Source organism: Mesorhizobium sp. ISC25, from assembly GCF_042295465.1.
In the GTDB taxonomy this organism is placed as follows: domain Bacteria; phylum Pseudomonadota; class Alphaproteobacteria; order Rhizobiales; family Rhizobiaceae; genus Mesorhizobium.
Window position 1 is genome coordinate 592,146 of sequence record NZ_CP135441.1, and the last position, 13,090, is coordinate 605,235.

Sequence of the window (13,090 nt, forward strand, 5' to 3'; positions counted from 1 at the left end):
TCGACGAAAGAAGACGAAGGAGACTGTAGCATGGCCACCAAACTCAACGAGGTCGATGTCCTGATTGTCGGCCTTGGCTGGACGGGCGGAATCATTGCCAAGGAGCTTGCATCGACCAAGCTGAAAATCGTCGCTCTAGAAAGGGGAGGTCCGCGTGACACCAATCCGGACTTCATCGACCCGCAGATCCATGACGAATTGCGCTACGCCGCCCGACACGACCTCATGCAGAACGTGCGGCGGGAAACCATCACCTTCCGCAACAGTGAATCGCAAACGGCGCTGCCGATGCGCCAGCTCGGCTCGTTCCTGCCCGGCCAGGGCGTTGGCGGCGCCGGCGTGCACTGGAACGGCGTCACCTGGCGCTGGCTCGAATGGGATCATCAGGCGCGTACCCGCACGATCGACAAATACGGCGAAAAGATCATCCCTTCAGACATGCAGCTGCAGGACTGGCCGATCACCTATGACGATCTCGAGCCCTATTACGACAAGTTCGAAAAGACCTGCGGCACCTCCGGCAAGGCCGGCAACATCAACGGTCGGAAGATCGACGGCGGCAACATCTTCGAGGGATCGCGAAAGGACGAGTACCCCAATCCGCCGATGATTGCGGCGCAAAGCATGCTGATGTTCGAGAAAGCGGCCCGCAATCTTGGCTATCACCCTTTCCCCAATCCTTCCTCAAACGCGTCGCGGGACTATGTCAATCCCGATGGCGTGGCCTTCGGCCAGTGTCACTATTGTGGCTTCTGCGAGCGCTTCGGCTGCGAGGCGAATGCCAAGGCGAGCCCGCATTTCACCGTCATTCCGCTGGCGCTGGAGAACCCCAATTTCGAGTTGCGCACCAACTCGATCGTGCTGAAGGTCAATCTCGACTCGACCCGCAAGAAGGCAGTCAGCGTCACCTATCTCGACGCACGAGGGCGGGAGTTCGAACAGCCTGCCGACCTCATCATCCTGTCGGCCTATGCGCTCGGCAACGTCAACCTGCTGCTGCAATCGGGCATTGGCGTGCCTTATGATCCGGCAACGGGCAAGGGCGTGGTCGGCCGCAACTATGCCTATCAGTGCGGTGGCGGCGCTACCGCCTTCTTCGACAAAAAAACCATCCTGAATCGCTTCATGGGGGCCGGCGCGCTCGGCACCTGCATGGATGATTTCAACGGCGACAACTACGATTTCGAGAAGGCCGGCTACATCGGTGGCGGCGGCATCAGCTGCAGCAACTCGGGCGCCAGGCCGATCCAGTCGCATCCCACGCCGCGGGGCACGCCGCGCTGGGGCTCCGACTGGAAGGAGGCAGTGGTCGACAATTATGACCACGCGGCCAGCATTGGCAACCAAGGCGCGGTAATGGCGTACCGGCAGAACTATTTGAGCCTCGATCCGACCTACACCGACGTTTTCGGACGTCCGCTGATGAGGATGACGTTCGATTTCCAGGACAACGAGGTAAAGCAGATGAACGCTCAGGCCGACATCTGCGTGACGATCGCCAAGGAGATGGGTGCGACCAAGGTCGATCGGAGCATTCCCCCGGTGCCTTATTCGATCATGCCTTACCAGAGCACACACAACACGGGCGGGGCAGTCTTCGGAGCCGACCCGAGCACCAGTGTTCTGAACAAATACCTTCAGGTCTGGGATGTCCCGAACGTGTTCGTCACCGGCGCTTGCGTGTTTCCCCAGAACGCGGGGAAGAACCCGACCGGACCCGTAGGCGCTCTTGCTTACTGGGCGGTGGATGCGATCAAGAACCAGTATCTGAAGAGTCCCGGCCCACTTGTTCCCTCCTGAGGCGACATCAATCGGATGCGGATCCGGCGGTTTGGATCCGGATCCGGGACTCCAGAGATGTTTCGTACCATACTGCCCCGGCCAGTTCGGCCAGAACCAACCCGTGCTCGTTGAAAGCAGCAAACATGAAATGGACCATGCCTGGATTGGCGACCGCGATTCTCACTGCAGTCGGTTCGGCCCATGCGCAGGACACATCTTCCGGCAATGCCGAAGCCGGCGCCGTCGCCTTCAAGAGATGCATGGCCTGCCACAAGGTCGGCCTTGAGGCAAAGAACGGAGTGGGCCCGGTCTTGAATGGCGTCGTCGGCCGAGCGGCCGGTGAGTATCCCGATTACAGCTATTCCTCGGCGAACAAGAATTCGGGTCTGACCTGGGATGAACCGACGCTAACGACCTATCTGAGGGCGCCGCGCAAACTGGTGCCCGGCACAAAGATGGCGTTTGCTGGTCTCAGCAAGGACCAGGAGATCGCCGACGTCATCGCCTATCTGAAATAGTTCAACGCTCGGGGCCAGAAGGTCGGCCCCTGACCAGACGGGAACCTGTCCCTGGGCAAAGTGCAACCTTGAGAAATTTCTCCTGCACAAGGGTCTGGGGGATTCCACGATCCAACAGATCGGCAGCTACCTGCGTAGCCGCGGCGCTGGCCATCACTGGATCGAGCGATATCGCGGCGACATCTTCGTATTCGTGTCGGATGCGGTCGACGAAGAAATCCTGAGGAGCAAATTCGCCAGCCTTCTCGATGCCGTCAATGACACAGACATGGACGGGACAGGATCTCAATGAGCGAAGAAATCTTCAACGAGAGAGTAAAATTGAAACGGGCATATGAGAGCCCTGCCGCCGACGATGGCAGGCGCGTGTTGGTTGACCGGCTTTGGCCGCGTGGGGTCAAGAAGACCGAAGCGGCCATCGACAATTGGGTGAAGGACCTCGCGCCAAGCACCGAGCTTCGGAAATGGTTCGGACACGATCCAGCCCGCTGGGAGGAATTCCGCCGGCGGTATGCGGCGGAAATCCAGGAGCATCGCGGTGAGCTAGACCGGCTGCGCGAGCTGATACGGGAGGGCACCATCACACTCGTCTACTCGGCTCATGACGAGACTCACAACGATGCCGTCGTCCTCAGAGAGATTTTGCTGAGACAGCGATGAAGACGCCGCATCGCTCCTCCGTTGCCAAAGAGGTAGGCGTGCGGTCTCGACAGCGACAACAAACCCGTCTCCCGGAACCAAACCAGGAAAATTCACCAATCATCGATGGGGGGTTCAGTTGAGGAGAAAGACAATGAAATTCTTTGTCGATACCGCCGATATATCTGAAATTCGAGAGCTTGCTGCCGCTGGGATTCTCGACGGGGTAACCACAAACCCGTCCCTTATCGCAAAGACCGGCCGACCGATCGGAGATGTGATCAAGGAGATTGGCCAGACGATCGAGGGCCCGGTTTCAGCGGAAGTCACGGCCATCGACTTTGACGGTATGGTCGCCGAGGGACAGCGCTTAGCCGACATTGCGACCAATGTTGCTGTCAAGGTGCCATCCACCTGGGATGGATTCAGGGCTTGCCGGGCGCTCAGTCAGCTCGGACACAAGGTCAATGTCACCCTTTGCTTTTCGGCCAACCAGGCACTGCTCGCGGCAAAGGCAGGTGCGACCTTCATTTCGCCGTTCGTCGGCAGACTTGATGATCTCGGTCTGGACGGCATGGAGGTGATCCGAGAAATCCGCACGATCTATGACAACGATCAAGCGTTCACGACGGAAATCCTGGCGTCCTCTATTCGCACGCCTCTGCATGTCAAACTGGCGGCAATGGCGGGCGCCGATATCGCAACCGTACCGCCCGCAGTACTCAGAAGCCTCGCCAAACACCCGCTCACCGACAAGGGCCTCGAGTCCTTTCTTGCCGACTGGGGGAAGACAGGGCAAACGATCCTGTAATCGCCCGGGCGAGGGCATGCAGGGAGCTATCATAAAACTTGCACTCAATTGCAGATTAAATTCGTTTGCATGATGTCGGAAATGGCGGGAAATTGAGCCGTGGAGCGCCAGTTTCGCTCTTGTCGGGCGAAAGCGAAATCGAGAATTCGAAGACGCGCTGGCTTTGTGCGCTCAGAGGCTGATGAGCCTGTCGCCGCTCCCCTGGATGCGATTTTGTCGAAATCGCCAAGGAGAAGAAAATGGCTGTGGACCCTACCGAAGTGATCGGGCCAGACCTGGTCCAGGGCATCGCGTTCGCCGATCTTCCCGACGGTGGAAAGCTGGTCGGCCATTGCGGCAATGAGCAGGTGCTGCTGGTGCGCCGCGGGGCCGAGATCTTCGCCGTCGGGGCGACTTGCACACATTACGGCGGGCCGCTCGTCAACGGTCTTGTGGTGGAAGACACGGTCCGGTGTCCGTGGCATCACGCGTGCTTTGATTTGCATACAGGCGAAGCCTTGCGAACGCCCGCCTTCAGTCCACTCGCGTGCTGGTCGGTGGAACAACGCGATGATCGGATATTCGTGGGCGAGAAGCGCAAACGGACCGCTCCCAAGCCGCGCGATGGAGGCTCCGGCCCCGTTCCGGAGAAGATCGTCATCGTCGGCGGCGGCGCAGCCGGGTTCGCGGCGGCCGAAAAATTGCGGCGCGAACACTATCAAGGCAGTATCGTCATGCTCAGCAATGATGAAGCACCGCCGGTTGATCGCCCCAACCTTTCCAAGGACTACCTCGCCGGCAAGGCACCGGAGGACTGGATTCCGTTGCGTGGCGAAAACTTCTACGCAAAGAATAATATCGACCTGCGTCTTAATGCGAATGTCGCTCGGATCGACGTGCGTTCTCGCGAGGTTGTGCTCGCGGACGGGACCTCGACTCCTTATGACAAGCTGCTTCTTGCGACCGGGGCCGAACCGGTTCGCTTGACCATACCCGGCGCAGACCAGCCGCATGTCCACGCACTGCGCTCGTTCGCAGATTGCAAGGCGATCATTGGGCGAGCCACCACGGCGCATATCGCTGTTGTGGTTGGTGCCAGTTTCATTGGGCTGGAAGTAGCTGCGGCCCTGCGCTCGCGCAAAATCGAAGTTCATGTCGTGGCGCCGGATGAGCGGCCCATGGAGCGGGTCCTGGGTCCGCAAATGGGCGACTTCATCCGCACCATCCATGAGGAGAATGGCGTTGTTTTCCACCTTCAGGACACGGCGAGCAGCATCGACGGCAATAAGGTGAAGCTCAACAGCGGTGGCACGTTAGCTGCCGACTTCGTTGTCGCCGGCATAGGTGTGCGACCGCGGATCGGCATCGCGGAAAAGGCCGGGCTCATCCTTGACCGCGGGGTTCTCGTGAACGCCTTTCTGGAGACGAGCGCACCAGACATATTCGCTGCCGGCGACATTGCGCGGTGGCCAGATCCTCACAGCGGCGAGAACATTCGGGTCGAGCACTGGGTGGTTGCAGAGAGGCAGGGGCAAGCTGCGGCGCTCAACATGCTCGGCCATCGTGAGAAATTCGAGGCCGTGCCGTTCTTCTGGAGCCAGCATTACGATGTTCCCATCAACTATGTCGGTCACGCCGAGCGGTGGGACGAGATCGCGGTGGACGGCGACATCGCTGCCAAAGATTGCCTGCTTCGCTTCAAACGAGAAGGGCGCACGCTGGCTGTCGCCTCCATCTTCCGCGACGTTGAAAGTCTGGAGGCCGAGCTGGAAATGGAGCGCCAAATGGCAAGCTAGCTTCGGCTTCCGAAGAGCGGAAGTCAGAGTCAGGATGGCGACGCGGAATGGGGTTGTTACTGAAAGGAGTTCGACTATGTCCACAGTGCAGCAGGAACTAGGTGTCACCCGTGGCTTGGACACGGTTGCGCCCGTCCATCGTTACTCAAAGATCGTGAAATTCGTCGACGAGGTCGCCAAGCGGGCGGCTAACGATGCACCGACCCTGGTTGAAATCTTCTCGGACAGCGGCCGCTGGTATTGCCGTGTTCGTCGCGGCGATGAAAAGACCCGGCCAATGGGTCCATACACCAAACAACAGGCTCAGCGGATCCAGGAAGCTCGGAGAATGTTGCTCGCCAAAAGAGGTGCCGCTCGCATCATGTTCGAGTAGGAGAAGGAACCCTTGAAATCGTACCGGCCGGCGGACTCCTGCTACAATGATCGTCATGAGTTTCGAACAATGCAGAGCAGGCCTCCGGTGTCTAGCCGAGCCGGAGGCAAGGACGTCTCAGGCTGATATTCCGGCATCGTCAACAGACCAGACGGACCTTGTGAGAGAAATTCTTGAGCTTCTCTAGCTTGCGCGTACGCAAGTGTTGTTTTGCCCTGACCGCGTCAATTATAAGATGCGATGTAATGGGCCGTTGCCCTTCTCCGAGGAGAGATATAGGAGCGCGAAACCCGGGAATGTTTAGCGGGCAGGGGGTTGGGGTTGCTCATCCTCTATTGATTTTGTACCAAGTACCGATCGACAAACCTGGGATCTAATTATGGACGACTACGACAACCAGAAAGGCGCTGAGCCTGAGGACGTGCGCGCCGCATTGAAGGGGTGGGCATTGTTTGGTGTTCCAATGAGTATTGTCTTTGGTGTCGCCTACGTTCTGATTGAGATGTAGTGGCCCACGAAGCAGCTAGCCTTTCGGATTACCCGAGAAGATCGGTAAGTCATTGGCGCGTTTGCAATGCCTTGGCTGTCGTCGGTGCTGGTATATTTAGGCTGCGGACTCATAAAAGCGAAGCGACGATCTGATGACCGCCAAGGCCATGCTCGACGAGAAGGCGCCGCTGGCACTTTCATCGGTATAGCGGGCTTGGCGCCAGCGGCCCGGCGGAGAAACTCTAAAAACTTTTCAATATGCCGCAAAGCCGGTACGACATATTGACCGGCGGACTGTACGACCATTTCAGGAACACCGGCCTCGATGAGTCCGACCACGCTCCAAGCACCCGACTTCCCTGCAAACGTTCGCGAGCTCGACGATGAAGCGCTGCTGGATATCGTGCAACGGCAAACGGCCCGGTACTTCTGGGAGGGCGCGCATCCCGTCAGTGGTCTTGCCCGAGATCGTCAGAAGACCACCGGTGCTCCGGCCAACGATCTCGCAGCTATTGGCGGCTCTGGCTTCGGCATCATGGCAATCATCGTTGCTGTTGAACGCGGATGGATCGATCGCACGGCGGCATTATGCCGATTGCAGCGAATGCTGGATTTCCTGGAAAGCTCGCCGCGCTACCACGGCGTGTTCCCGCATTTCATCAATGGCCGTACCGGTGCGACAATTCCATTCCGTCGCAAGGATGACGGCGCTGATCTGGTCGAAACCACTTTCCTGTTTCAAGGTCTGATCTGCGCCCGCGAGTATTTGGCCGGGATGGCAACCGAGGAGGCACGCCTTCGCCATAGCGTGAACGCGCTGTTGTCACAGGCCGAGTGGAACTGGTTCACACGCGGAGCCCGGCAACTGATGTGGCACTGGAGCCCGAACCACGGCTGGGCGATGGACAGCCCGATCAGAGGTTGGAACGAATGCATGCTCACCTTCGTGCTGGCGGCGGGATCAACTCGCCACCCCATTGATCCGGGCATCTATCACGAAGGCTTTGCTGGTGGATCCGACTTTCGAAACGGGCGCGATCATTACGGGATCGTGCTACCATTGGGAATGGATTCTGGTGGTCCGCTCTTCTTTTCGCAATATTCCTTCTGCGGGCTCGATCCACGAGGCCTAAGCGACCGATACGCCGACTACTGGCAACAGAACCTCCGTCATACGCAGATCAATTATCGGCATTGCGTCCGCAATCCCCATAACCATTTGGGATACGGCCCTGACTGCTGGGGTCTGACCGCGAGCCATGGGCCGCGAGGATACATCGCGAGTGCACCTGACAGGGACTTTGGCGTAATCACCCCGTCCGCTGCCCTGTCGAGTTTCCCTTATGCTCCGGGGGAAGCGATGCGCGCACTGTGCGGTTTCCTGACCAAGCCTCGAAACCGCATATGGGGCCGCTTCGGCTTTGTCGACGCGTTTTGCGAACCTCGCAACTGGTACTCCCGGACATATCTGGCGATCAATCAGGGGCCAATCATCGCAATGATCGAGAACCATCGTACAGGGCTTTTGTGGAGGCTGTTCATGGGCGCGCCGGAAGTGCGCAGGGGCTTGGCGAGGCTGGGCTTCACCAGCCAGCACCTCGACACATCAACGTCTGCTCAGGGGCCACGAGCTGCCGCGGGTATGGTTCCACTGGGTTGCACCTAGCGCCGAAGGGTAGTTTTGTCCCTGAGTGATCTGCTGGCAGGTCGGAGCAGTTCGCGAAGCGCGTCCCGCCGCGTCCTAGCTACTGCTCAGGATCGGGAAATGTCAGCGACTTGGTCTCGAGAAAGTCTAAGCGCGGGCTCCAAGCGCTATCATGTATTACCGAAAACGATGGAATAGATAGCGGCACCAATAAAGGATACGATCTGGTAATTTATTTCCAGGCCGTGCTACGCAGCTCGCTGCTTGAAAATGGTCGACTGAAGCCGTGTCATGTCCAATTGATCGCGACAGGCAAATAGTCGGTGGGTGTTGTCAAAAACCGACAAATCCGTTCAGGCCACCCAACGCTCCGGGTTGACTGCCTTCAACGGTGACACGGGGAGGCAGGCTTCTCGGAGAGCACGTACCTGTTAGTCGCCCTCGGTGGCGATCAAAACCCAGTCGCGCTTCGTTGACTGTGTTTCGCGGGCGAACGTCCACGTATCGATCACCTCAACAATCAGCGTGGGATCGCCAGCCACGACCCAGTCGTTGGCTGAACGGGTGACACTGACCACCTCGGAAACGAAGCGAACGCCGATCTCTGCGGTCCCATTCTCCTCGAGAGCCTCGATGACTTTTGCTTCACTCACGCCGATGAGGGTCAGCTGCAGCGTCTCTTCCCGATCCCGGCGCCCGGCAATAGCTCGTTCGAAGGTCTCAAGCACTTCCGGCCCGACAAGGCGTTTCAACGTTTGGGTGTCGCCATCTGCATAGGCCCGCAGGATAACTTCATAGGCCGTCTTCGCGCCGGTCAGAAACGCAGCGAGGTCAAAATTCGGATCGATGTCCCGGATCAGATCCAAGGGCTGGCCCGCCGATGAAGCGTAATCGGCAACGCCGCTTCGTTGCTCAGTCATCGCATCGCCCCGCTTGGTCTGGTCGTCATCCGAGCGCGGCAGCAGCTGGTCCCAGCCTGCCAGCAATGCCCAATAAAACGCGACAATTGCTACGAGCAGGATCTGGTTGTTTGGATCTGTGGTCTCGTTCATGACAGTCTCCCGAACAATAACAGACGCCGATTGAGCTGGAGGCGAGTGTTAGAGAATGCGCGGCAGCTTTTCCCATTGGTGCAAGGGTGGCGGCGACGGCAGCAGCCATTCGAGGGTGGCCGCCCCTTCGCCCCATGGGTTGGCGCCAGCCTGGCGTTTGCGGCTGAAGGCTTCCGCTACCGTGATGAAGAAGACGACAAGTCCGGCCGTTGAAATGTAGGACCCGATCGACGAGACGAAATTCCAGCCGGCGAAGGCATCGGGGTAGTCGGCATAGCGTCGCGGCATGCCGGCCATGCCGAGAAAATGCTGAGGGAAAAAGACCAGGTTGACGCCAATGAACATCACCCAGAAATGCAGCTTGCCCATCGTTTCGTTGTACATATAGCCGGTCATCTTCGGGAACCAGTAATAGAAGCCGGCGAAGATGGCGAACACCGCGCCCAAAGACAGCACATAATGAAAGTGGGCGACCACAAAATAGGTATCGTGATACACGCGGTCGATACCAGGGTTTGCAACCATGATGCCGGTGACGCCGCCGATGGTGAACAGCAGGACGAAACCGAGAGCCCACTGCATCGGTGTCTTGAAGTCTATCGATCCTCCCCACATAGTCGCTAGCCAGGAAAACACCTTCACGCCGGTTGGAACGGCGATGACCATCGAGGCGAAGGCGAAGTAACGCTGGGTGTCCACGGACAGGCCGGTCGTATACATATGATGCGCCCACACGACGAAGCCGATCGCGGCGATCGCCACCATCGCATAGGCCATGCCGAGATAGCCGAAGATCGGCTTCCTGGCGAAGGTCGAGATGACATGGCTGATGATGCCGAAGCCGGGTAGAATCATTATGTAGACTTCGGGATGGCCGAAGAACCAGAACAGATGCTGGTAGAGGACCGGATCACCGCCGCCGGCGGGCGCGAAGAAGGTCGTCCCGAAATTGCGATCGGTCAAAAGCATGGTGATGGCGCCGGCGAGTACCGGCAGCGACATCAGAAGCATGAAGGCAGTAACCAGCATCGACCAGGCGAACAGAGGCATCTTGTGCATCGTCATGCCAGGCGCGCGCATATTGAAGATGGTGGTGATGAAGTTGATAGCGCCAAGGATCGAAGAGGCACCCGACAGGTGGATTGACAGAATCACGAGGTCGACCGCGGGGCCTGGCTGGCCATCAGTCGACAAGGGCGGGTAGAGCGTCCAGCCGCCGCCATGGCCAAGCGTGCCGGGCGCTCCTGGAACGAACATTGAGGTGATGAAGAGGATAAATGACATCACCAGCAGCCAGAATGAGATGTTGTTCAAGCGCGGAAAGGCCATGTCGGGGGCGCCAATCATGATCGGTACCATCCAGTTGCCGAAGCCACCAATCAGTGCAGGCATTAGGACGAAAAAGATCATGACCAGCCCATGGGCACTGACGATGACGTTGTAGACCCCAGGATCGCCAAATATCTGCAGGCCCGGCTCCTGCAACTCCGTGCGGATCAACACGGAAAGCGCTGTACCGAAGACCCCGGCCATGATCGAGAACAGCAGGTAAAGCGTCCCGATATCCTTGTGGTTGGTGGAGAACAGCCACCTGACGACAAACCGCGGCTTATGATCATCCAAGGCCGTGGTGGCTGGATTGGACATGATTTGCATCCTGCTCTTCACTGGAGGCGCGGCGGACTCAAAGATGGACCCGCCCGTCTGCGATCCGCCGTCACAGGAGGATCAGGGCTCGCCTGCACTCATTCATTCATCCGTGACGATCACATCCATCGGAATGTCGTGTGGCTGCGGATAGATGGTCCGGATCCTGCTGCCGGCGTAACCCACGCCGACGATGAGAGGCCGCTTCGGCACGGCCGCCAGGATCCGGTCAAAAAAGCCGCCGCCATAGCCCAGGCGGTAGCTAGCCTGGTCGAAACCGACAACCGGCGCGATGACTACATCCGGCTGGACCGATGGCCCATTTGACGGAACAAGAATGTTCCAGATGCCGCGTTCGAGCGGGTCTCCTGGTCCCCAGATACGAAACTCAAGAGGCCAGCCTTTTTTGATGACGACCGGCAACGCGATCCGCCCGCCGCGCTCGATCACGCGTATCGCCCAGTTGCGAAGGTCCGGCTCGCCGCGAAAAGGCCAGTAGCCGCTGATGATGCGCCCGCTGACCCGGCCGACAGCCCGGTCGAGCGCGGAGGCGATGCGTGTAGACCTCGCCACGCGTTCCTCGGCGTCGACGGCAAGACGCTCATCGATCAAGCGCTTGCGCTCCGCCTTGCGCCATCGACAGACATCCGTCCATGCGTCTTGGACAACCGACCCGGTGCCATATCCGGGAACGAGTTCGTGCATGAAGCACGGCGGCGAGGCGTACTCTCGCGTTTCCAAGAGAACATCGTCCTGATCAGACATTGTGCGCTCCATCAACTCCTGCGGCAGAAACCATCTCGACCTTCTGGACGTTGCGCTGCGTAAAACAGGAAGGCAAACGGAATTAAATGCTGTATTGATGCAAAATTATTGCACCGACTGGAGCCAGAATGGATATCGACCGCGCTCGAACGTTTTTGGAAATCGTCCATTCAGGCAGCTTCCTGAAAGCCGCCGACCGGCTCCATGTCACGCAGACAACTGTCAGCGCGCGGATACGCACTCTGGAAGACGAACTCGGCCGTCAGCTCTTCATCCGCAACCGCAATGGCGCGCAGCTGACTCCGGCGGGCCGGGAATTCGAGCGGTTCGCCCAATCATTCGTACAAATCTGGGAACGTGCGCGCCATCAGCTCGCCATCCCATCGGGACGGACAAGCGTGGTTGCCTTGGGCGGAGAGCTCAGTCTGTGGAATCCGCTGCTGCTCGACTGGCTGGTCTGGATGAAGAACGCCAGGCCGGAAATCGCCATCCAGGCCCAGGTCGGCGTTCCGGACCAACTCCTCGAGCAGCTAAGGACCGGCGTTCTGGACATTGCCGTGCTCTATGCGCCGAAGCTGCTGCCGGGTTTCAAGGTAGAGCTTCTCGTCGAGGAGCAACTCGTCCTGGTTCGGACCACGGACAGAGACCGGGGAACGGTCGGGTACAACGATTATGTCTATGTTGATTGGGGACCGCTGTTTGCGGCCCAGCATGGTGCCAGCTCCTCAGCCTTCGGCGAGCCAGGATTGATGGTCGGCCTTGGTCCGCTCGGGCTGAGCTACATCCTGCGCGCTGGCGGAATGGGCTATTTCCGCAGGGGCGCCGCAGCGCCCCATATCGAGGCGGGACAGCTGGAGGTGGTGGAAGGCGCCCCGGAATTCACCTATCCAGCCTATGCAGTCTATCCGGAAACAAGCGAGGCGCGTGCCGACGTCCAGGAGGCGTTACGTGGTCTGAAGCAGGTGGTGAAATGACAGCGTTGTTTCAGTTCCAAATCATCGGTCATCAAGCCGGAAAGAAATCCGTTGCCATGGGTTGACCGTACATGCCTTATCCATTCCACACCATAGGTCACTCGACCCGGTCGATCGCCGAATTTGTCGCCCTGCTGGGGCTCGCAGAGATCACTCTGGTGATCGACATCAGGACTGTCAGACGCTCGCGGGCGAACCCGCAGTTCAACAGCGAGGTGCTTGCCGAAGCGCTGGCAGCGTTCGGGATCGGGTATGAATACATTGCCGAGCTTGGCGGCCTGCGCGGCAAGGCGCACGATATCCCACCTGCGCTCAACGCATTCTGGATCAACCAGAGTTTTCACAATTACGCCGACTACGCGCTGTCGGCCGAGTTTCTTGACGGCCTGAATCGGCTTGTGTCCCTCGGCAGGCAGCGGCGAAGCGCCATCATGTGCTCGGAAACGCTCTGGTGGCGCTGTCACAGAAGAATCGTCGCCGATTATCTCCTTAGCCGCGGCGAGTCTGTCTTTCATCTAATGGGCAAGGATAAGATCGAGCCGGCGAAACTCACCGACGCCGCGAAGGCAAGGGCCGACGGAACGCTTGTCTACCCGCCTTCACATCCTTCGGGATAGTCG

General features: G+C 58.9%; 12 protein-coding genes and 1 pseudogene. 10 read left to right on the forward strand and 3 right to left on the reverse strand.

Translation table 11 applies throughout. The features are described 5' to 3' along the window. Positions 1-30: 30 nt before the first annotated feature. The 8 genes from RQ479_RS03010 to RQ479_RS03045 all read left to right on the forward strand — a co-directional run bounded on the left by RQ479_RS03010 (position 31) and on the right by RQ479_RS03045 (position 8,053). Complete coding sequence (locus RQ479_RS03010) at positions 31-1,800, forward strand: GMC family oxidoreductase (RefSeq protein ID WP_376704049.1); 1,770 nt, start codon at positions 31-33, stop codon at positions 1,798-1,800. A gap of 137 nt (positions 1,801-1,937) precedes the next feature. After that, positions 1,938-2,300 (forward strand): c-type cytochrome, encoded by a 363-nt coding sequence (locus RQ479_RS03015; protein ID WP_376704050.1) that lies wholly within the window; start codon positions 1,938-1,940, stop codon positions 2,298-2,300. A gap of 288 nt (positions 2,301-2,588) precedes the next feature. Beyond that, on the forward strand, positions 2,589-2,960 hold the full coding sequence (locus tag RQ479_RS03020) for a DUF488 domain-containing protein (RefSeq protein WP_376704051.1): 372 nt from the start codon (positions 2,589-2,591) through the stop codon (positions 2,958-2,960). 133 nt (positions 2,961-3,093) lie between these two features. Further along, complete coding sequence (gene fsa, locus RQ479_RS03025; RefSeq protein ID WP_376704052.1) at positions 3,094-3,750, forward strand: fructose-6-phosphate aldolase; 657 nt, start codon at positions 3,094-3,096, stop codon at positions 3,748-3,750. Positions 3,751-3,989: 239 nt separating this feature from the next. Further along, complete coding sequence (locus RQ479_RS03030) at positions 3,990-5,525, forward strand: FAD-dependent oxidoreductase (protein WP_376704053.1); 1,536 nt, start codon at positions 3,990-3,992, stop codon at positions 5,523-5,525. A gap of 76 nt (positions 5,526-5,601) precedes the next feature. After that, positions 5,602-5,898 carry a hypothetical protein gene (locus tag RQ479_RS03035; protein WP_376704054.1) on the forward strand — a complete coding sequence of 99 codons (297 nt, stop codon included), beginning with the start codon at positions 5,602-5,604 and terminating at the stop codon, positions 5,896-5,898. A gap of 379 nt (positions 5,899-6,277) precedes the next feature. Beyond that, positions 6,278-6,406, forward strand: coding sequence for a hypothetical protein (locus RQ479_RS03040; protein WP_376704055.1), 129 nt, complete (start codon positions 6,278-6,280; stop codon positions 6,404-6,406). A 306-nt stretch (positions 6,407-6,712) separates the two neighbouring features. Then, positions 6,713-8,053, forward strand: coding sequence for a glucoamylase family protein (locus RQ479_RS03045; protein WP_376704056.1), 1,341 nt, complete (start codon positions 6,713-6,715; stop codon positions 8,051-8,053). Between the two features lie 410 nt (positions 8,054-8,463). Here the strand turns inward: RQ479_RS03045 and RQ479_RS03050 are convergent, their stop codons facing one another. The 3 genes and pseudogenes from RQ479_RS03050 to RQ479_RS03060 form a co-directional block, all read right to left on the reverse strand. Beyond that, the gene (locus RQ479_RS03050) at positions 8,464-9,084 is read right to left on the reverse strand and encodes a Tim44/TimA family putative adaptor protein (protein ID WP_376704057.1); all 621 of its coding nucleotides are present in this window, start codon (positions 9,082-9,084) and stop codon (positions 8,464-8,466) included. Between the two features lie 48 nt (positions 9,085-9,132). Next, a pseudogene (ctaD, locus tag RQ479_RS03055) lies at positions 9,133-10,698 on the reverse strand (cytochrome c oxidase subunit I); the annotation flags it as partial. A gap of 135 nt (positions 10,699-10,833) precedes the next feature. Next, entirely contained in the window at positions 10,834-11,508 is a 675-nt protein-coding gene (locus tag RQ479_RS03060; protein ID WP_376704058.1) for a 5-formyltetrahydrofolate cyclo-ligase, read from the reverse strand. 116 nt (positions 11,509-11,624) lie between these two features. Between RQ479_RS03060 and RQ479_RS03065 the strand changes: the two genes are divergently transcribed. After that, positions 11,625-12,470 carry a LysR family transcriptional regulator gene (locus tag RQ479_RS03065; protein WP_376704059.1) on the forward strand — a complete coding sequence of 282 codons (846 nt, stop codon included), beginning with the start codon at positions 11,625-11,627 and terminating at the stop codon, positions 12,468-12,470. A 71-nt stretch (positions 12,471-12,541) separates the two neighbouring features. After that, positions 12,542-13,087: a DUF488 family protein gene (locus RQ479_RS03070; protein WP_376704060.1), complete on the forward strand. Its 546-nt coding sequence runs from the start codon at positions 12,542-12,544 to the stop codon at positions 13,085-13,087. The last annotated feature ends 3 nt before the right edge of the window (positions 13,088-13,090 follow it).